Source organism: Nocardia sp. NPDC046473 (genome assembly GCF_040645995.1).
Taxonomy (GTDB): Bacteria; Actinomycetota; Actinomycetes; order Mycobacteriales; family Mycobacteriaceae; genus Nocardia.
Genome location: NZ_JBEYZJ010000004.1, coordinates 605,868 through 625,359 on the forward strand (window position 1 = coordinate 605,868; position 19,492 = coordinate 625,359).

At 67.2% G+C, this 19,492-nt stretch carries 17 protein-coding genes; 4 read left to right on the plus strand and 13 right to left on the minus strand.

What is annotated here, in order from left to right:
- The first annotated feature begins 78 nt into the window (after window positions 1-78).
- Window positions 79-459, plus strand: coding sequence for a DUF1870 family protein (locus tag ABZ942_RS16945; RefSeq protein ID WP_159080204.1), 381 nt, complete (start codon window positions 79-81; stop codon window positions 457-459).
- A gap of 1 nt (window position 460) precedes the next feature.
- Here ABZ942_RS16945 and ABZ942_RS16950 read toward each other — a convergent pair whose 3' ends face one another.
- From ABZ942_RS16950 to ABZ942_RS16960, 3 genes are read right to left on the minus strand one after another with little or no spacing between them, the layout of a single operon-like run.
- Complete coding sequence (locus ABZ942_RS16950) at window positions 461-919, minus strand: hypothetical protein (protein WP_357382826.1); 459 nt, start codon at window positions 917-919, stop codon at window positions 461-463.
- A 55-nt stretch (window positions 920-974) separates the two neighbouring features.
- Complete coding sequence (locus tag ABZ942_RS16955; RefSeq protein WP_357382828.1) at window positions 975-1,574, minus strand: TetR/AcrR family transcriptional regulator; 600 nt, start codon at window positions 1,572-1,574, stop codon at window positions 975-977.
- Window positions 1,561-2,427, minus strand: a complete 867-nt coding sequence (locus ABZ942_RS16960) for an alpha/beta hydrolase (RefSeq protein WP_357382830.1) — start codon at window positions 2,425-2,427, stop codon at window positions 1,561-1,563. The genes ABZ942_RS16955 and ABZ942_RS16960 overlap by 14 nt, the downstream gene beginning before the upstream one ends.
- Window positions 2,428-2,605: 178 nt before the next feature.
- Here ABZ942_RS16960 and ABZ942_RS16965 point away from each other — a divergent pair, with 178 nt between their 5' ends.
- Window positions 2,606-4,045, plus strand: coding sequence for an amidase (locus ABZ942_RS16965; RefSeq protein WP_357382832.1), 1,440 nt, complete (start codon window positions 2,606-2,608; stop codon window positions 4,043-4,045).
- Window positions 4,046-4,562: 517 nt separating this feature from the next.
- Window positions 4,563-7,607: an NACHT domain-containing protein gene (locus tag ABZ942_RS16970; RefSeq protein WP_357382834.1), complete on the plus strand. Its 3,045-nt coding sequence runs from the start codon at window positions 4,563-4,565 to the stop codon at window positions 7,605-7,607.
- Between the two features lie 24 nt (window positions 7,608-7,631).
- On the opposite strand, the gene era is transcribed toward ABZ942_RS16970, so the two are convergent.
- The 6 genes from era to ABZ942_RS17000 form a co-directional block, all read right to left on the minus strand.
- Entirely contained in the window at window positions 7,632-8,537 is a 906-nt protein-coding gene (gene era / locus ABZ942_RS16975; protein WP_357382836.1) for a GTPase Era, read from the minus strand.
- Window positions 8,530-8,910 carry a cytidine deaminase gene (locus ABZ942_RS16980; protein WP_357382838.1) on the minus strand — a complete coding sequence of 127 codons (381 nt, stop codon included), beginning with the start codon at window positions 8,908-8,910 and terminating at the stop codon, window positions 8,530-8,532. Before ABZ942_RS16980 ends, era begins: the two co-directional genes overlap by 8 nt.
- Window positions 8,907-10,253: a hemolysin family protein gene (locus ABZ942_RS16985; RefSeq protein ID WP_357382840.1), complete on the minus strand. Its 1,347-nt coding sequence runs from the start codon at window positions 10,251-10,253 to the stop codon at window positions 8,907-8,909. The genes ABZ942_RS16980 and ABZ942_RS16985 overlap by 4 nt, the downstream gene beginning before the upstream one ends.
- Window positions 10,250-10,804: an rRNA maturation RNase YbeY gene (ybeY, locus tag ABZ942_RS16990; protein WP_014982750.1), complete on the minus strand. Its 555-nt coding sequence runs from the start codon at window positions 10,802-10,804 to the stop codon at window positions 10,250-10,252. The genes ABZ942_RS16985 and ybeY overlap by 4 nt, the downstream gene beginning before the upstream one ends.
- Window positions 10,805-10,878: 74 nt before the next feature.
- Window positions 10,879-11,940 carry a PhoH family protein gene (locus ABZ942_RS16995; RefSeq protein WP_357383200.1) on the minus strand — a complete coding sequence of 354 codons (1,062 nt, stop codon included), beginning with the start codon at window positions 11,938-11,940 and terminating at the stop codon, window positions 10,879-10,881.
- A 159-nt stretch (window positions 11,941-12,099) separates the two neighbouring features.
- Window positions 12,100-13,035 (minus strand): LysR family transcriptional regulator, encoded by a 936-nt coding sequence (locus tag ABZ942_RS17000; RefSeq protein WP_357382842.1) that lies wholly within the window; start codon window positions 13,033-13,035, stop codon window positions 12,100-12,102.
- 149 nt (window positions 13,036-13,184) lie between these two features.
- Between ABZ942_RS17000 and ABZ942_RS17005 the strand changes: the two genes are divergently transcribed.
- The gene (locus tag ABZ942_RS17005) at window positions 13,185-14,420 is read left to right on the plus strand and encodes an MFS transporter (RefSeq protein ID WP_357382844.1); all 1,236 of its coding nucleotides are present in this window, start codon (window positions 13,185-13,187) and stop codon (window positions 14,418-14,420) included.
- Between the two features lie 35 nt (window positions 14,421-14,455).
- Here the strand turns inward: ABZ942_RS17005 and ABZ942_RS17010 are convergent, their stop codons facing one another.
- From ABZ942_RS17010 to ABZ942_RS17025, 4 genes are all read right to left on the minus strand, one after another.
- Entirely contained in the window at window positions 14,456-15,196 is a 741-nt protein-coding gene (locus ABZ942_RS17010) for a 16S rRNA (uracil(1498)-N(3))-methyltransferase (RefSeq protein WP_357382846.1), read from the minus strand.
- A complete protein-coding gene (dnaJ, locus tag ABZ942_RS17015; RefSeq protein ID WP_357382848.1) occupies window positions 15,197-16,348 on the minus strand; it encodes a molecular chaperone DnaJ in 1,152 nt (383 codons plus the stop codon). It abuts the gene before it with no gap.
- Between the two features lie 141 nt (window positions 16,349-16,489).
- The gene (gene hrcA / locus ABZ942_RS17020; protein ID WP_357382850.1) at window positions 16,490-17,521 is read right to left on the minus strand and encodes a heat-inducible transcriptional repressor HrcA; all 1,032 of its coding nucleotides are present in this window, start codon (window positions 17,519-17,521) and stop codon (window positions 16,490-16,492) included.
- A 189-nt stretch (window positions 17,522-17,710) separates the two neighbouring features.
- Window positions 17,711-18,883: a DUF3558 family protein gene (locus ABZ942_RS17025; RefSeq protein ID WP_357382852.1), complete on the minus strand. Its 1,173-nt coding sequence runs from the start codon at window positions 18,881-18,883 to the stop codon at window positions 17,711-17,713.
- Between the last annotated feature and the right edge of the window lie 609 nt (window positions 18,884-19,492).

Sequence of the window (19,492 nt, forward strand, 5' to 3'; positions counted from 1 at the left end):
GGCGACGAATCCGCCATGCCGGTCGGCGCGCTGACCTATCCTTTTCTCTACCGTACTGCTGGGGAGGGGCTTTCGGATTTGGACGACCTACTTGGTACCGGAACCGCCGCAGGCTTCCGGGCCACCCGCGAACTACTCGGATTACCGGTGCCCTGGTGCGCCCGGCTCTTCGCCGTGGCCGAGCGCACCGTAGAACGCTGGGAACGGGGAGCGTTCCAGATTCCGGACACCGCGGCCCGCGAGCTGGCCGAGATCGCCGACGAGACCGAGCAGGTGGTCGAGGCGATGGTCGACGCCATCGGCGCCGGTGAGATCTCGCCGCGCCTGCACACCTACCGCACCAACGACGACTACTGCAGGCACGAGCCGGACACCCGGTACCCGGCCACCTGGCATCGAGCCGTGTGCGCCCGGGTGATGGTCGAACTACCCCAAGTAGAGCTGCAATTCGTCGAGTAGCTCAGCGGTACAGCGTCGGTTCGATGACGAGCTGGAACAGCGGGGTGTCGACCCGCACGGGGGTCAATGCGGTCGCGCCGAGCTGGGTGGGCTGGGCGCCGGGCCCGTCGAACAGGCAGTGCCCGTTCGGATTGATGACCAGCGCACGGCCGTCGGCCGCGCCGGGCACGGTGACGCGAGCCGCACCCCGCACCTCGACGGCCGTATTCGGCGCGATCGGGACCAGGTTGTGCACCCACGGCGCGAGGTAGGGGTGCGCGACGATGGTGGTCGCGTCGGGACCGCGCCGCACCTCCGTCGTCGGCACCTGGATCGGCGAGATCGTAGGCGTGAGTGCCGGATCAGTGACACCGATGCCGTTCGGGGCCTGTGCGTAATCGGGCGTGAGCGGCTGCGCCTGTGCTGTTCCGGCCAGACCGAAGCCGACCGCGAGGCCGACACCTATCGCTACGAGCTTCATCTCGCCGATTCTGGGTGCCCGCACGGCCGGGCACGACTATTGCGCTCGAGCTGATTCAGGTCCGCACGATGCCGGAGACCAGCTGCAATACCGCCTGCTGAGCTTCGGCGCGGGCGCGGTCCGGGTCCTCGGCGTGCGCGACGATCAGGGCCGCCTCGTTGAGCGCGCTGATTATCAGTTGGGCAAGCACCTGGATGGGGCCGTCGGCGATCAGGCCCGCGGCGCGCGCGCGTTCCAGTTGAGCGATGGTCATGCCGAGGGCGTGGCGGGTTTCGAATTCGCGCCAGGCCTGCCAGCCCATCACGGCGGGCGCGTCGGTGAGGGCGATGCGCAGCATCGCGGGACGCTGGCAGATCTCCAGAAAGACACCGAGACCGACCGCCATGCCGGCCATCACATCGTCGGGATCGACGGTGGCGATGGCATTTTCGATCTCTTCGGTGGTCTCCACCTCGATCTGTTCCAACACCGCGAGGAACAGCCCGCGCTTGTCGCCGTAGTGATGATGCAGGGCGCCCCGGGTGACTCCGGCCTCGGTCACAAGTTCCTCGGCCGAGGTCGCCGCGAAGCCGCGCTCGGTGAACAGCCGACGTCCGGCCTGTTCGAGCGCGGCCCTGGTGGTGCGGGAGCGATCCTCCTGGCTACGGCGTGGCATGCAGCCGAGTGAACTCCAGGATCGACTCGGTGAGCAACTCGGGCTGGTCTTCCGGGATGAATGTGTAGGAGTCGTCGATGATCTTCAGCGTCGCGTGCGGCAGATCCCTGCTCAGGCGTTCGGCGTAGGACATCGGGAAGATCTTGTCCTCGCGTGCCCACACCACGAGCACCGGGATCTCGACCGACCCGAAATGCGACGCGGCTTCCAGCGTGTAGCGGCTCTTCGCGTTCTTCAGGAACAACCGCAGATTCTTGCGGATGGCGCCGGACTCGCGGCTGGCCACCAGGTAGGAGTCGGCGATCTCCGGCGGCAGCGGGCGCTTGGCGATCGAGCCGAACACCAGTGGCGTCGAATGCAGCGCACGGATGCGCGCCACCTCGGTCACCGGGCGCATCGAGCCCGGGATCTTGGCCAGCCAGGTGAACACGTTGAACGGCGGCGGCATGAATGCCTCGTAGCTATCGACCGCGGCGAGCACCACGCGGCCGATCCTGGCCGGATGACGGGTCATCAGGACCTGGGTGAGTGCGCCGCCGGTGTCGTTGGCGACCACGGTGACGTCGGTCAGGTCCAGCCGTTCGAGGAACGACGCGATGAGGTCGACGACGCCGGGCACGGTCATGTTCGCATCCGGCACCGGGATCTGGTGCGAGCCGAGCGGCCAGTCCGGGGTCAGGCAGCGGTAGCCCGCGGCGGCGATGCCGGGCACGACCTTGCGCCACAGGTCCGCGTTGACGAGGAGTCCGTGCACGAAAAGGACCGGCGAGCCCTCGCCTGTGTCGTGGTATCGGATGCGGCCGCCGGGCAGGTCGATCTCGTGTGTACGGCCGAGTTCGGTGCTGATTCCCATCGTTCCTCCAGTGCGTTGCGGTGTCGTCACTGTTACATACATACCGTATGTATGTCTACAGCTTTCGACGATTGACCGGCGGAATCAGTCGCGCGGAGATATGCACCCACGAGGCGAACTAGTCGCTTGACCAGTTGCGCGCTACCGTCTTCCGAAAGCACGACGAGACGGAGCTCACATGACGGACACCACTCGGCAAACCTCCGAGACACAGACCGGCGACCTCGGGCTGGCCGACCATGCCGCCGCCATCGCGCAGGGCACGATCAGCTCCGTCGCCGCCGTCGGTGCAGCTCTCGATCGCATCGAGGGGTCTCAGTCGACACTGAACGCGTTCCGAATCGTGCGTCGCGAGAAGGCGCTTGCCGAGGCGGCAGACGCCGACCGTCGCCTCGCCGCGGGCGAACGGCTGCCACTGCTCGGTGTGCCAATCGCGGTGAAGGACGACACCGACATCGCCGGTGAGCCAACAGCATTCGGCTGCGGCGGCGACTTCCCGCCGAAAACCGAAGACGCCGAATCGGTTCGGCGGTTGCGGGCGGCGGGCGCGGTGATCGTCGGCAAGACCAATACCTGCGAGCTCGGGCAGTTGCCGTTCACGAGCGCGGCCTCCTTCGGATACACCCGCAACCCGTGGGGCGCCGACCACACGCCGGGTGGTTCCTCCGGCGGCTCGGCGGCGGCTGTCGCGGCCGGATTGGTGCCCGCCGCACTGGGTTCCGACGGCGCGGGCTCGGTCCGGATTCCGGCGTCGTGGACGAATCTCGTCGGCATCAAACCGCAGCGCGGCCGGATCTCCACCTGGCCGCATGCCGAAGCGTTCTACGGACTCACCGTCAATGGGCCCCTTGCCCGCACTGTCGCCGACGCCGCCCTACTCCTAGACGTCGCCGCCGGACCGCATCAGGGCGATCTACACACTCCCCCAACGATTTCCGCCACCGAGGCCGTCGGCCGCGATCCCGGCCGACTGCGCATCGCCCTCTCCCTGCGCATTCCCTTCACTGCGACCAGAACGGCGCTCGACCCCGAAATCGCCGCAGCGGTGCGACGCATCGGAGACACCCTGCGCAAGCTGGGCCACACCGTAACCGTCGCCGATCTGCACTACGGCCTCATGATCGGCGCATCATTCCTACCGCGATCGATGGCAGGCATCCGCGCAGCCCACCAGAAACTCCCTGGCGCCCAAGTGGATCCACGCACAATCGCCAACACTCGCTTCGGCCGACTCCTCGACGGTCCCGCCCTCTTCGCCGCCCGCCGAGCAGAACCCTTACTACACAAGCGCATCGGCAACTTCTTCCACGACTACGACCTGGTCCTCGCCCCCACCACCGCAACCCCTCCCCCACGCGCCGAAGACATCGACAACATCGGCATCAACGCCACCAACAACCTCATCACCGCCGCCTGCCCATACACCTGGCCATGGAACGTACTCGGCTGGCCGAGCATCAACGTCCCAGCCGGATTCACCAACGCAGGCCTACCAGTCGGCGCCCAACTAATGGGCACAGCCTCCACCGAACCCCTCCTGATTTCGGTTGCCGCACAACTGGAGTCAGAACTGCACTGGGAACGCGAACGGCCTGCCCCCTGGTGGCTAGCTCGCTGAACCGCTGCTGATCTCGGCTAGCACGGAACCGCGCTGGGACCACGACCGTCTACCTCCGGCGGCGATCCCACTGAGCCCCACCATCCACGGACGCTTGCCTTCGTCGAACCATCACCGACACGAGGCAACCCAGCGGACTGCAACAGGGCAAACCCACTTGTGGGTGCACCTTGACGAAGTTGTCGGCATGTTCGGCGCACCGTGCCCGCCGGTTCGCGAAGATCCGCACTCGAAATAGGGCCCTAGAGTCGGTGCGGATCCCGAGTTAGGGTGCGGATCTTGGGGTTAGGCGGTCGAACCGGGGCGGTCAGCGATCTATTCTCGACAGTCGGCGCGAGGTGTACGGGGGGTGGTGGCATCATCGAGGGCCACGGGGTGCGATCGGATAGTGCCGGCCTGGGATAGGGGGAACGTGAGCGCAGAACTCGTTGCGGTCAGGCTCGGTACTGCGTTGGTCGGTCGTGCGGTGCATCTTCTGTTGGCGAAACAGCAGGGGGAGCAAGACAGGCGCTCCGAGATGGACGAGCTGATCAGGCGTTATGTCCCCGGTATCCGACCACAGCGCAGCGTCAAACGGCAGTTCGAACAGATCGCCGACGCGGTGGCCGGACGGCTCGAACCCATGCTCGCGCACGAGTTTCGAGGCCTGGACGACGGTGAGCACACCGCCGTCATCGACGCGGTGGTGGACACCTTCGAACAGGCCGACCTGTCCGATGCCGAGATCTTCGCGTCGAACGCCGACCCCGCCCAGCTGGCCCGGCGGATCCGCGAAACCGTACGACAGCCGACCTGGTTGAGTGCCGCGGGATCGGCGCTGTACGACCAGCTCGTCGCGGAATGTTGCGACTGCTACGTCCAGATAGTCCGCCATCTGCCGGTGTTCGTCGAGCGGGCGGTGCCCGAGCTGCTCAGGCGCATCGACAGATTGGGCACCGATGTCGAACAGGTCCTGGAGCAACTGCCCAAGCGTTCGCTGTATGCACCCGACGGCAGTGACCACGACGTCGAATTTCGCCGCGAGTACCTCGAGCTGATCAGCCGGACCCTCGACGAGGTCGAGCTGTTCAGTTTCGCGGTCGAACAGCCGTTGCGGACAAGGCTTTCCGTCGCCTACGTGAGTTTGCGAGTGGTCGGCAAGAACTACCTGTGGTTCGGCGACCGGCGCCAGGCCGACGAACAAGGGCTCGGCGGCGGGCGAGTCGAAGCGGCCCTGAGCCGAAAGTCTCGAATCCTGCTTCGCGGCGAAGCCGGATCGGGCAAGACGACGCTGCTGCGCTGGTTGGCGGTCACCGCGGCGCGCGCGACGTTCACCGGCGACCTCGCGGCATGGAATGGGCTTGTCCCCGTGCTGCTCAGGCTGCGCAGCTACGCCACTCGCCGGCTACCCAAGCTGCACGAGCTGCTCGACGACGCGGCGGGCCCGTTGACAAGCCATCTGCCTAGTGCCTGGATCGATCGTCAGCTGGCGGACGGACAGGTCCTGTTGCTGATCGATGGTGTGGACGAACTCCTTCCCGCGGATCGGGACAAGGTCCGCGAGTGGATCAATCTCCTACTCAACGCCTACCCCCGGACCACAATCGTCGTCACCTCCAGACCAGCAGCCGCACAACATGATTGGCTCGACACCGCCGATTTCGCGCCGATCGAGCTCGAACGCATGACGCGGTCGGACCTGAATGCCTTCATCCGGCAATGGCATCAAGCCGTCGGCGCGAGCGGACAGCGGCTGCCGTGCGAACCGACGGAACTACCCGACTACGAACACGCCCTCATCGCCAGCGTCCGGGACCGCCCGCATCTGCAGGCGCTGGCCGCCAACCCGCTGCTCGCGGCGATGCTGTGTTCGTTGCATCTGCGGCGCAAGCGCCAGCTCCCGCGCAATCGGATGGAGCTGTATCAGATCGCGGTCGATCTGCTCGTGCAGCGGCGCGATGCGGAGCGGCATATCCCGAGCGCGCACCACGCGTCGCTCAGCTTGACCGACAAGGTCACCGTGCTCCGCGATCTGGCCTGGCGTTTGTCGGACAACAATCTCAACGAAGTCGACCTCGACAAGGCCGAGGGATATGTGACCGCGAAGATCGCCTCCATGCGTCACCTCGAGGTCGATCCGCGCGATGTGCTGGACTATCTGCTCAATCGCTCAGGCATCCTGCGATCCCCCGCCGATGGCCGAATCGACTTCGTACACCGCACCTTTCAGGAATACCTCGCGGCAGCGGAGGCCGCGGCGCAAGACCGCATCGGCAACCTTGTCGGACGCGCTCATCTGGACGTGTGGCACGACACGGTCATCATGGCGGCGGGCCACGCCAACAGCAGCCAGCGCGGTGAGCTGATCGCCGGAATCCTCGACCGCGCGGACGACGACGACCGCGACGGGCGACACCTGCGCCTACTGGCCGCGTCGTGCTGGGAGACGATCGAGTCGCTCTCGGGCGACCTGGCTCATCGGCTCGACGAGACGATCGCCGGGCTCGTCCCGCCGCACGACCTCGACGAGGCGGCCTCACTCGTCGCCGTCGGCGAGCCGCTGCTGCGATACCTGCCGAAGAATCTCGACGGCATACCCGAGATGAGCGCGCTGACAACGGTCCGAACGGCGGCGCTCATCGGTGGACCGGCCTCGTTGCGACTGCTGGGCAGTTATGCCACGGACCACCGAAAGGAGATAAAGCAGGAGTTGATCAGCACCTGGGACTACTACGATCCGACCGAATACGCCGAGGAAGTACTCGCCAACTTTCCGGCACAGCCCGGTCTCGATCTCTGGCTGTGGCGCCCGCGCCAGTGGGCACCCATCGTTCGGCTCGGCAACCTTCGATCCCTGATCGTCGAATTCCCTTCCAGCATCGGCACGCTGGCCGCCGACGGAGTACCGGCGGTCCCCATGCTCTCGCTGTTCCGGCTGACCGGAATCAACGATGTGGCGGCGCTTGCCGTTTCGCGCGAACCCGGCCACCTACGCGAACTGGTTCTCTCTACGAGTGACCATCAGGCGGTGCTCAGCGGCCTGGACGCGCTGGGCGCGTGCACCGGCCTGCGCGTCCTTCAGCTAGTCGGCTGGCAGTCGCTGCCACAGGTGTCCGCCGCGACACTGCCGACGCAACTGGATTCCCTTGCCCTCGAGCCTGTTCCCCTGGGATACAACCTGACCGGCCTGGTGGATCACGAGCTGAGCCACCTCGGTCTCAGCGGCTCGGCCGCGCCCGCCGCGCTCACCACAGCCGGCCGAGCATTACGACTCGAACGGCTGACGCTGGCCGATTGCGATCTCACCGACGAACTGCCCGCCCTGACCGCGCTGCTGCCCCGGCTCCGATCGCTGGAGCTGTCCGCGGTCAGCCTGCCGGACGACCTCACGCCGCTCGGCGATCTCCCACTGCTGGAAACGATCTCGCTGAACGACTGCGCCAGGGTGGACGGCAGCCCGGTTCGGCTGGCATCCATCCCACAGCCGGGTGCGGACCGGGAATTGACCGTGACGATCGACCGTGCCACGGCGACAACCGGGACGATGGTGTCGCAGGGCCGCATCCGGTTCTACCGGCCATAAATCGGCGGAGTTGCCGCGCGCCCCTTAGAAACCCAACTTGCCCAACTGTTTCGGATCCCGCTGCCAATCCTTGGCGACCTTCACGTGCAGGTTCAGGTAGATGCGGGTGCCGAGGATGTGCTCGATCTGGTGGCGGGCGTTGGTGCCGACCTCTTTGAGGCGCGCCCCACCCTTGCCGATGATGATCGACTTCTGGCTGGGCCGTTCGACGTACAGGATGGCGTGCACGTCGAGCATTTCCTCGTTCTGCTCGTACGGCAGGATCTCCTCGATCACCACGGCCAGCGAGTGCGGGAGTTCGTCGCGGACACCTTCGAGTGCCGCCTCCCGAATGAGCTCGGCCATGAGGGTTTCCTCTGGCTCGTCGGTCAGCTCGCCATCGGGGTAAAACGCCGGTCCCTCAGGCATTTTCGATGCGATGACATCGATGAGCACCTCGATCTGCTCCCCCTTGACCGCGGACACCGGCACCACGTCGCAGTCGGGTCCGAGCAGCTTCGACAGCGCGAGCAGTTGCTCGCCGATCTGGTCCCGGCTCACCTTGTCGATCTTGGTGACCACACCGAGCAAGGTGGTCTTCGGCGCCATCTGCCTGATCTGCTGGACGATCCACTTGTCGCCCGGCCCGATCTTCTCGTCGGCGGGGATGCACAGCGTGATCACGTCGACTTCCGAATACGTGTCGCGCACAAGGTCGTTCAGTCGCTGACCGAGCAGGGTGCGTGGACGGTGCAGACCCGGAGTGTCGACCAGGATGAGCTGGGTGTGGTCGCGATGCACGATGCCGCGGATGGTGTGCCTGGTGGTCTGCGGACGCGAGGACGTGATCGCGATCTTCTGGCCGACCAGGGCATTGGTCAGCGTCGACTTGCCGGTGTTCGGCCGGCCGACGAAACAGACGAAACCGGAACGGAATTCGCCGTCAGCCACCGCGCACCTCGCTGGCCTGCGCCGCGTCGACGGCAAGCTGGGAGTCGTCGACGATCTCGAATACCGCGCCGTCCCGATCGGTGAAGATGATCTTGGCGGCGGGCGACACCTCGCGCACCGCCGCGACCCCGAAGTCCGACAACCGGCCGCCGACCACCACGGCCGCCTCGAATCCCTCTGCGCCACTGGAGATCGCGGCCGCGACGGCCGACTGCAGCGCGGTCAGCCGCAGCGCCGCCAGCGTCACCTCGCCTGCCGCGTAGGTGCGGCCGTCGGTGTCGCGTACCGCCGCGCCGCTGGCGCCGCCCACCCGGCCCATCGCCCCGCGGGCCAGCACCAGCAGTTTGTTGTCCTCGGGATCCAATTCGGTCATTCGGTGTCTCCGTCCTCGTGTCGACCGGCCGGGGTCTCCCGATCCGCGCCATTGCCTTTGCGTTTGCCGTTCGACTTCTCGCCGTCGGCATCCTTCACCTTGCGCACCACCACCGTGTGCACCCGCACCCGCCCTCGAGTGTCCGCACCGCCCTCGCCGCGCAGCATCAGCCCGTGCACCGCGACCTTCGACCCGGGCAGCGGCACGCGGCCGAGCTCGTGCGCCATCAGGCCGCCCACCGTGTCGACGTCCTCCTCCTCGATGTCGAGCCCGTACAGCTCGCCGAGGTCTTCCACCGGAAGTCGCGCGGACACGCGGTAGCGGCCGTCACCGAGGTCTTCGATGGGCGGCGTCTCGTCGGTGTCGTATTCGTCGGCGATCTCGCCGACGATCTCCTCGAGCACGTCCTCGATGGTGACCAGCCCGGCGATGCCGCCGTATTCGTCGACGAGCAGCGCCATGTGGTTGCGCCTGCGCTGCATCTCGTCGAGCAGGCTGTCGAGCGGTTTGGAGTCGGGCATGAACACGGCGGGACGCATCACCTCGCGCACCAGCACCTTGCGGCCCCGTTCCGCGTACGGCACAAGGTCTTTCAGGTACACCACGCCGAGGATGTCGTCGACGTTCTCGCCGACCACCGGGATACGCGAGTGCCCCGACCGCACGGCAAGCGACATCGCCTGTGCCGCAGTCTTATCCGCTTCGATCCAGACCATCTCGGTGCGCGGCACCATCACCGCGCGGGCGGCGGTGTCGCCGAGTTCGAAGACGGACTGGATCATTCGGCGTTCCTCGTCGGCCACCACGCCGCGCTCGCTGGCCATCTCGACCACTTCGCGCAGCTCGATCTCGGAGGCGAACGGGCCGTTGCGGAAACCCTTACCGGGCGTGATCGCGTTACCGAGCAGGATGAGCAGCCGGGACAACGGGCCGAGCAGCGCCCCGATGAACTGCAACGGCAGCGCCGCGGCCAGCGCGATCGAATAGGCGTGCTGACGGCCCAACGTACGCGGGCCGACGCCGATCACCACGTAGGACACCAGCACCATGACAACGGCGGTGACCAGCAGCGCCCAGTCGTCCTCCCAGACCGAGATCAGTGCCGCGGCGAGCAGCACGGTGGCGCCGATTTCGCACAGAATGCGCAGCAGCACCATGAGATTCACGTACCGGGCGCGGTCGCCGACGATCCTGCTCAGCCGCACCGCGCCGGGCCGGTCGGCCCGCACCAGATCGTCGACGCGGGCCTGCGAGATGGTGTTCAACGCCGAATCGATGCCCGCGAACAGTCCCCCCACGGGGACGAGCAGGACGGCAAGCAGTATCAGGGTCAGCGAATTCACGCGGGCCCTAATGCGTCACCCGGTGTGGTGAAGCCCGCCTTCCCCAGCAACCTGGCGTCTCGGGCGGCGAGCTCGGCCCGCCGCTGTGCTTCGCGCAGGCTCTCGTACCACTCTTCGAGCAGCCGGGCCTGCAGCGCGAACATTTCCTTCTCCTCCTCCGGCTCGGCATGGTCGTAGCCGAGCAGGTGGAGCACGCCGTGCACGGTGAGCAGCGCGAGCTCGTGGTCGAGCGAGTGGCCTGCCTTGCGCGCCTGGCCCGCGGCGAATTCGGGGCACAGCACGATGTCGCCGAGCATGGACGGGCCGGGTTCGGGGCTGTCGGGGCGCCCGCCCGGCTCGAGTTCGTCCATCGGGAAGGACATGACGTCGGTCGGGCCGGGTAGGTCCATCCAGCGCATGTGCAGGTCGGCCATGGTGTCGAGATCGACAAGCACCATCGACAGTTCCGCGGCGGGGTGCACATCCATCCGGGTGATCACGAAGCGCGCGACACTGACCAGATCTTCTTCGGGCACGTCGATACCCGACTCGTTGGCGATCTCGATACTCACCCGGTCAGCCTAATGCCGCAGGTCGACACCCAACGCCGTTGGGTGTCGACCGAATGACCGACATTGTGCGCAACTCAGTGTCGATCGCCTCGACTTGCGGCCCGACGCTGCGCCCGGTTGCCCGGATAGTGCGCGCCGACCTGCGGCGTACGCTCCGATTCGGCCCGCTCGTAGGCGTCGACGATATCGGCGACCAACCGGTGCCGGACGACGTCGCTGCTGGTCAGGTATGAGAAGTGGATGTCGTCGATGTCGGTGAGGATCTCGCTGGCCGCCCGCAGCCCGGACCGTGCTCCGGTCGGCAGGTCGACCTGGCTGACGTCACCGGTCACCACGATCTTCGAACCGAACCCGAGCCGGGTGAGGAACATCTTCATCTGCTCGGCCGTGGTGTTCTGCGCCTCGTCGAGCACGATGAACGAATCGTTCAACGTGCGACCACGCATATATGCCAGCGGCGCGACCTCGATGACTCCGGCCGCCATCAGCTTCGGGATGGCTTCGGGATCCATCATGTCGTGCAGTGCGTCGTAGAGCGGGCGCAGGTACGGGTCGATCTTCTCGTTGAGTGTGCCGGGCAGGAAGCCGAGCCGCTCGCCCGCCTCCACCGCGGGGCGGGTGAGGATGATCCGGGTGACCTGCTTGGTCTGCAACGCCTGCACGGCCTTGGCCATCGCCAGATACGTCTTGCCGGTGCCCGCGGGGCCGATGCCGAACACGATGGTGTTGGCGTCGATCGCGTCGACGTAGCGCTTCTGGTTGAGCGTCTTGGGCCGGACGGTCTTGCCGCGCCGGGACAGGATGTCCAGGCTGAGCACCTCGGCCGGGGACTCGGAGGAGCCCTCCGTGAGCATCGAAACGGTGTGCCGCACCGCTTCCGGGGTCACCACTCGGTTCCGGCCGGTGAGCGCGACGAGCTGTTCGATCACTCGCTCGGCGAGGGCGACGTCGGCCGCCTTGCCGGTGAGGGTGACGGAATTGCCGCGGACGTGAATGTCCGCGTCGAGCAACTCTTCGAGCTCACGCAGGTTCTGGTCGGCCGAACCGAGAAACGGGAACACGGATTCGGGAGCGAGTTCGATACTGGAACGCACGGTGCGTGCTGCGGGACCCGAGGTGTTGTCGTCAGCTGTGATGCCTGCTGCGGGGGTTGTCGGGTCGCCGATCTCGCCTTGTGTTCTCAAAAGTGGCTATAGCCTGCTTTCCGGTCTCGACGTGCTGCTGTGTTGATGAAAGTTTAACGCGCCCCACCGACACCGCCCAGTGAATAAGCCGCTAACGGGAGGACCGGATGATCAGGGGATTCCCCGGCGTCGCTGCGCCCAATCCTCGGTGAAATCACGAAAGCGTCGCGCGGCCCCGGGCGCCGACGTCTGGGCCGACCACACCAGCCCGACCTCACGGGTGGCGCCCGCGTCCGCGAGCGGGATCAGTACCGGCCCCGGCAGCCGCACATCCGCTTTCACACCGGCCACGCGCGGCGAACTCGCCGGGCCGATGTCCTCCTCCGGCAGCACTCCGACGCCAAGACCTGCGGCGACCAGGCCCGCGACGGTGATCAGGTCGCTGGCCTCGAAGGCGATGCGCGGGCGCAGGTCGGCGGCGGCGCACAGTTCGTCGACGATGCGGCGCATGCCGAAGCCGGGATGCATGGCGATGAAGTCCTCGTCGGCGACCTCGTCGAGGCGCACCTGCCTGCGCCCGGCCAGCCGGTGATCGGCGGGCACGGCCAGCGCGAGGCGCTGCCGGAGCAGGCCGCGCCAGCCGATGCCGGCCATGGTCGGGCGCGGCGAGACGATCCCCAGATCCGATGTCCCGTCGAGCACATCGGTGGCCACCATTTCCGCGGGTCCCTGGCGCAGCGCGAAAGTGATTCTGGCCGAACCGCGGCGGAATTCGCCGACCAGTTGCGGGACCAGCCAGCCGCCGAACGAATGCAGAAAGGACAGGCGCACAACGCCGTTCGCGGGGTTGTTCAGATCGTCGATGGACTTGGCGGCGGTGTCGAGTTCGGCTTGGGCGCGGCGGGCGTGTTCGTAATAGATGCGGCCGAACTCGTTGAGGGTGATGCGTTTGCCGTGGCGGTCGAACAGTTCGACGCCGAGCCTGCGTTCGAGCCTGCCGAGCATGCGGGACAGGGTCGGCTGGGCGATGTGCAGGCGTTCGGCGGCGGCGCCGACGCGTTCCAGTTGGGCGAGCGTGGTGAACCATTCGAGGTCTTCACTCAGCACGGGCGCCCACCCTCCTTGAATCCTAGTGACGAGCCTCACAGTGCAGGCCGGAGCGGCCTCAACTGGTCTGCCTATATGCGTTCAGCGCATGAACTCCTCCATTATTATTCATTTCCCTGTGGAAGGGGCAGCGGGCGATTCTGAAAGCCATGACCTCGACGAAGACCCGGCCCGTCGCCGGGGGCCGAACCACGCACGAGCGCCGGATCACCACCGCGCTGTTCGCGGCGGGCTTGGCCACCTTCGCGACCATGTACAGCGCGCAAGCCCTGCTACCGAGCCTGTCCGCGGCGTTCGGTGCGACGCCTGCCCATGCGGCACTTGCGGTTTCGCTGACCACCGGGGTTGTCGCGCTGGCGATCCTGCCGGTCAGCGCGCTGTCCTCGCGGTTCGGTCGCACGCGAGTGATGACGGTGTCGGCGGTGAGTTCGGCTGTTATCGGCTTGCTGCTGCCGTTCAGCCCCACGCTGGACGTGCTGTTGACCGGACGGGCGCTGCAAGGGCTCACCCTGGCCGGAGTGCCTGCCGTGGCGATGGCCTATCTGGCCGAGGAGATCGGCCCCGATGGGCTCGGCGCGGCGATGGGGGTCTACATCGCGGGCACCACCTTCGGTGGCTTGGCCGGACGCGTCATTCCGGCATTCACGCTGAGTGTGGCCTCTTGGCGGTGGGCCGAGGCAACCATCTCGGTCGCGGCCGCGGTGTGCACCGTGTGGTTCGTCCGCGGCCTGCCTCCCTCGCGCAGTTTCGTCGCCAGACCCGCCGGAATCCGCACAGTACTCAGCGATCTCGCCGCGCAGCTGCGCCACCGCGGTCTGCTCACCCTGTTCGCGCTGATCTTCGTATTGATCGGCGGCTTCGTCTCGCTCTACAACTTCCTCGGCTACCGCCTCACCCGGCCACCGTTCGAATTGCCCGAAGCCGTAGCCGGTTTGGTGTTCGTCCTCTACCTCGCCGGATCGGCGGCCGCGGCGATTACCGGTCGCCTCGCCGACCGCGTCGGGCGACTCCGAGTCCTCGCCGCCGCCGTGGCGATCATGGCCGTCGGGCTGGCCATGACCCTCCCCGACAACCTCGTCACCCTCGTCATCGGCATGTCCTTGTGCACCGCGGGCTTTTTCGGCGCCCACACGGTCGCGGGTGCCTGGGTCGGCGCCATGGCGAACGGAAACCGAGGCGCCGCATCCTCGCTGTACCTGTTCGCGTTCTACTTGGGCAGCTCCATAATCGGCGCAGCCGGCGGCATCGCCTACGTCCACCACGGCTGGCTCGGCTTGGTCCTCTGCGTAGCGGCACTGCTCATCGTCGCCGCGATCCTCGTCTGCACCTTGACGATTCACGCGAATTCCCGTTCGGGCGCGAAGCAGCCGACAGTAGGGATCTAGTAGTTCGACCTTCAGCCTTGGTCTGCGCGAGATCTCTACCAGCGCGGCGTCAGGGCGCCGAGAGCACCCAGGGCGACCGCGGCGGCAGTCGAGGTGCGGAGCACGGTGGGGCCGAGCAGGACTGCTTCGGCGCCGGCTTCGGTGAGGGCAGCCAGTTCGGCGTTGTCGAGGCCGCCTTCCGGGCCGACTATCAGCACGACTTCGGCAGCGTCGGCGAACGGGAGTTCGGTGAAGCGGCCGGTGCCGGATTCGTGCAGGGCGGCGACGACTGCGCCGTCCGCCTTGGACTTTCGGATCAGCTCGACGAGGTCGCGGGTGCGATGCAGGTCCGCTACCTCGGGAATGTAGGGGCGGCGGGATTGGCGGGCGGCCGAGCGGGCGGCGGCGCGCCACTTGTCGACGGCCTTGCCCGCCTTGCCTTCCCAGTTGGCGATGCAGCGGGCGGCCTGCCACGGGACGATGGCGTCGGCGCCCGCCTCGGTCATCAGCTCGACGGCCAATTCCGAGCGGTCCGACTTCGGCAGCGCCTGAACAACCGTCACGCGAGGTGGAACGGGTTGCGCCACAGCACGATTCAGTACCCGTAGCTCCAGCCGGTCACGTTGCGCCGCAACGACTTCCGATTCGGCGAGCACACCGCGCCCGTCCGACAACGTGATCGGCTCGCCGACCCGGATGCGGCGCACCGTGGCGGCGTGCCTGCCCTCCGGGCCGTCGAGCACGGCGATGGCGCCCGGTTCGGGCACCTCGTCGAGGTAGAAGACCGTGGCGGCCAATCAGCGCCCGCTGAACGAGGCCCGCAGCCTGGCGAACAGGCCACTGTTGTGCTCGGACTGGGTGGACATGACCTCGGCGCGCTCGCTCGGGCGCATGCCCTTGTACTTGCGCAGCAGTTCGGTCTGCTTGCCGTCCAACTTGGCGGGGATCACGATGTCCAGGTGCGCGAGCAGATCACCGCGCGCACCGGAGCGCAGCCGCGGCATGCCGTGCCCGCGCAGCACCGACACCTCGCCCGGCTGGGTGCCCGGCGCGATGGTCAGTTCGGTGGGGCCGTCCAGAATGGTATCGATCACCACGGTGGTGCCCAGGGTGGCGTCGACCATCGGGACGCGGATGGTGCAGTGCAGGTCGTCGCCGTCGCGGACGAACACATCGTGCGGCTGCTCGACGATCTCCACGTACAGGTCGCCGGCGTGCCCGCCGCCGGGGCCGACCTCGCCCTGCGCGGCGAGCCGCACCCGCATGCCGTTCGCGACACCGGCCGGGATCGGCGCGGCGATCTCGCGACGCGCGCGCACCCGGCCGTCGCCACCACACTTGTGGCACGGATCGGGAATGGTCTCACCGGCGCCGCGGCAGGTCGGGCAGGGGCGCGAGGTGAGCACCTGGCCGAGGAACGAACGCTGCACGGATTGCACTTCGCCTGCGCCGCCACAGGTTTCGCAGCGCACCGGCTTGGACTTGCCGTTGGTGCCCGCGCCGGTACACACATCGCACAGGATCGCGGTGTCCACCGTCAGATGCTTGGTCACGCCGACCGCGCATTCGGCCAGGCTGAGCCGGGTCCGCAGCAGCGAGTCCGCGCCGGGCTGCACCCGGCCACGCGGCTTGCGCGCGCCACCCGAGGAGTTCATGCCGCCGAAGAAGGCCTCGAACACGTCGCCGAGGCCGCCGAAGCCCGCGCCCGAGAAGCCGCCGCCACCGCCACCGGACTCCAGCGGGTCACCGCCGAGGTCGACGATGCGCCGCTTCTCCGGGTCCGACAACACCTCGTAGGCGGCCGACACTTCCTTGAACTTGGCCTGCGCCGTCTCATCCGGGTTGATGTCGGGATGGAGTTCCCGCGCCAACTTGCGATAGGCGCGCTTGATCTCCTGGTCGGTCGCGTTCTTCGCGACGCCGAGCAGTCCGTAGTAGTCCCGTGCCACTTGAGTTCTCTAGTCCTTGGTCGTTCTCGACAGTGCCGACGGTGCTTCACCGTTCCAACCGCATGCTGATGGCCAGCATTAGTCGGATGCACTCAACTTTATCCGGCCGGAAGTACGAGGGTATCAGCGGCATCGGAGCCGTCAGCGTTCGGCGAGGACCTCGCCGATGTACCGGGCAACGGCCGCCACCGAGGCGATGGTTCCCGGATAGTCCATCCGAGTGGGGCCGAGCACACCCATTCCGCCGAGGATCGCGCCGGAGGTGCCGTAGCCGGTCGACACCACCGAGGTGCCGCGCATCTGCTCGACCTGGGTCTCCTCGCCGATGCGCACGGTCACCGTGCCCGGCTGTTGCGCGGCGGCCAGCAGCTTGAGCACTATCACCTGCTCCTCCAGCGCCTCGAGCACGTCACGCAGCGAACCGGGGAAGCCGAAATCGGCCGCGTTGCGGGTCAGGTTGGCGGTGCCGCCGAGCACCAGGCGCTCCTCCGGATGCTCGACCAGCGTCTCGACCAACACCGTCGACACCCGGATCAGCACATCGCGCAGGCGCAGCGGCGCCCGCTCGGGTAGCTCCGCGACCGCCGCCGATGCGTGCGCCAGCCGCTTGCCGTCCATCGCGCCGCCGAGCATGCCGCGCAGCGCGGCCAGATCCTCGTCATCGATGAGCGCGCCGAGTTCCACCAGGCGCTGGTCGACCCGGCCGGTGTCGGTGATCACCACGAGCAGCAGCCGCGCGGGATTCAACGCGACCACCTCGATGTGGCGCACCGTCGACGCGGACACCGACGGATACTGCACCACCGCGACCTGCCTGGTCAGCTGCGCCAGCAGCCGGACGCCGCGGCGCAGCACGTCATCGAGATCGACGCCCGACTCCAGGAACTCCATGATCGCGCGCCGCTCCGCCCCCGACAGCGGCTTCACCTCGGCGATCCGGTCCACGAACTGCCGGTAGCCCTTGTCGGTGGGAATGCGCCCGGAACTGGTGTGCGGTTGCGTGATGTAGCCCTCCGCCTCCAGCACCGCCATGTCGTTGCGCACAGTCGCGCTGGAAACGCCCAGATTGTGCCGCTCGACCAGGCTCTTCGACCCGATCGGCTCCTTGGTCGCGACGTAGTCCGCGACGATCGCGCGCAGGACCTCGAAGCGCCTGTCCTCGGTGCTCGACATCGGCCCCACCTCCTCGCTTCGTCTCGGGTACGCCGCCGCTCATCGCACAGCACCATGCGAATCCCGGCCCGTCTGCTCAACCAGTCTAATTGCCTATACCCGAATCGCCCCTTTGCCAGCGCTGGGGACGGACGGGCGGTCGGTTGGGTGGCCAGTGCGAACCGGGTCCGAACGAGGGCACTGCCGGCTTCAGGGGATCGCGTGCAGGACCGACGGGGTGATCTGGGCGGCTTGCGCGCAGGCGTCGAAGGGGAACGGCGGGCTGACGGGAGCGAGTTTCACCGAAACCGTGAGCAGGTGCGCGTTGTTGGCGGTGGGCGGGTCGGCCCGGCGGTAGTTCAGTGTTATTGCGCAGCTGGAGTTTTGGCGGGTGGGATCGGTGGACTGGACCGTGCGCAGCTCTATGCCGGTGACTCCCTCCACGTTCGTGTGCCGCGCGTATTGGATCGACTGGCCGCCGTCGAGGCCCGACGGTAGGCGCAGGACCTCGCCCGTTTTGACCATCTGCTCGCTGGTTTGGTTGAAGGAGACCTCGACGGTGGTGCGGTTCGCGCCGCCGGGCTGGACCAGGGTGATCGCACACTTGTAGGCCTCGGGCCAGCCGACCGATGTCATCTGCCAGCCGGCGAACTGTGCGGTGATCTGCGCGGTGGCCGCACAGGGGTTGCGCTGCATCAGCGACCGTCCGGCCTGATCGTCGATCACGTGTGGCGGCAATGCCAACAGACCGTCGATGGTTGCGGCCAGGTACTCCCTGGTGAAGCTGCAGGGCTGCGACCACGGGACAGGCGTCTTCGCCGAGCCTGCCAACTTGGCGACGCTGAGGAAGTGCGCGAATCCGGTGTCCCCGGCCGGGATTCGATAGTCGCAGCTGTACGCGTCGGGTCTGTCGTCGCTGCTCGCGCTGCGATACACGGTGTGGCCGTTGATCTGTTCGGTCTTGTCCGCCGCGCGTTTGTCCGAGGTGTAGAGCTTGTCGAGTTCCAGGTCGAACGAGTAGTAAGCGTCATCGGGGGCACTGAGTATCAATCCGCAGCCGGTCCAGCCGCTGCCGCGGTCCATGCCCGGGCTGCGGTCGAAGCGCTGGAAAACGCCGAGGCGCTCGGCGTATTCGCGGTTCAACAGGGCGCACGGGTCGGTAGCGCGGATCCGCGACATCAGGTCGGGCGTGCCGGGCGCGATGGCGGCCAGTTCCGCCGAACCCGGCGTCCCTACCTGTGCTTTCGCCGCCCGCGGCGCGGTGGACTCGGCGGTGGATCGCGCGGTCGACTCTTTGGTGATGGTGCCGCACCCGCCCAGCGCGATAACGGCCGTGGCTATCGCTACCACGGCCGCCCAGCGCCGACTGCCGCCCACTATCAACGGCAACTCCCTCGGCTTATCGAACGATCCACGGCAGGTTAACCCAATAATGGGCGCTCTCTTGTTAATTCTCGAATACCCGGCGAATCGTGACCCAATCAATGCCGGAATCCGGGCCAGGCGAACAAAACTCATGATCAACCGGGGGGCTGGGCAGCGGCGACCGGAGGTTTCGGTCCGGTTCGTCGGAGCCTCGGGCCGCAACGGCTCGTCGGCGGTCCCGGCTACGACAGGCTTGCAGCACTTGGCTTCTCGTCGGCAACAAGCCGCAGCTGATCGCGCGGGCCGCACATCCGTTGTGGCGGTCGAGTGCTCGCCGCGCGGGGTGGCCGGCTGCTGAGCAGGGTGAGCGGCCGGCGGGTGGCTGATAGGGCTGCGACAGTTGGCTTCGCTTGGTCCACCCGATCCGAGTGGACCTGAACCCGCTGTCGCAGATAAGGTTTCAGTACTTCGATGACACGGACCGGGGCACGCCTTCAGTAGAGCACCGGAAATGATCGGCGGGAAGGTTCCCAGTGGTGGAACCAGCGCACATTCGCAAGGTTTCAAGGATTCCCGTCATGCGGTTCCAGTTGCATATCTGGCCAATAGCTAGGCTACGAAAGGGAA

Bases quoted from the DNA above. Each gene is read 5' to 3' on its own strand.
- ABZ942_RS16950 (WP_357382826.1), bottom strand. From the start codon at position 919: ATGAAGCTCGTAGCGATAGGTGTCGGCCTCGCGGTCGGCTTCGGTCTG.
- ABZ942_RS16955 (WP_357382828.1), bottom strand. From the start codon at position 1,574: ATGCCACGCCGTAGCCAGGAGGATCGCTCCCGCACCACCAGGGCCGCG.
- ABZ942_RS16960 (WP_357382830.1), bottom strand. From the start codon at position 2,427: ATGGGAATCAGCACCGAACTCGGCCGTACACACGAGATCGACCTGCCC.
- ABZ942_RS16965 (WP_357382832.1), top strand. From the start codon at position 2,606: ATGACGGACACCACTCGGCAAACCTCCGAGACACAGACCGGCGACCTC.
- ABZ942_RS16970 (WP_357382834.1), top strand. From the start codon at position 4,563: ATGGACGAGCTGATCAGGCGTTATGTCCCCGGTATCCGACCACAGCGC.
- ABZ942_RS16980 (WP_357382838.1), bottom strand. From the start codon at position 8,910: ATGACCGAATTGGATCCCGAGGACAACAAACTGCTGGTGCTGGCCCGC.
- ABZ942_RS17005 (WP_357382844.1), top strand. From the start codon at position 13,185: ATGACCTCGACGAAGACCCGGCCCGTCGCCGGGGGCCGAACCACGCAC.
- hrcA (WP_357382850.1), bottom strand. From the start codon at position 17,521: ATGTCGAGCACCGAGGACAGGCGCTTCGAGGTCCTGCGCGCGATCGTC.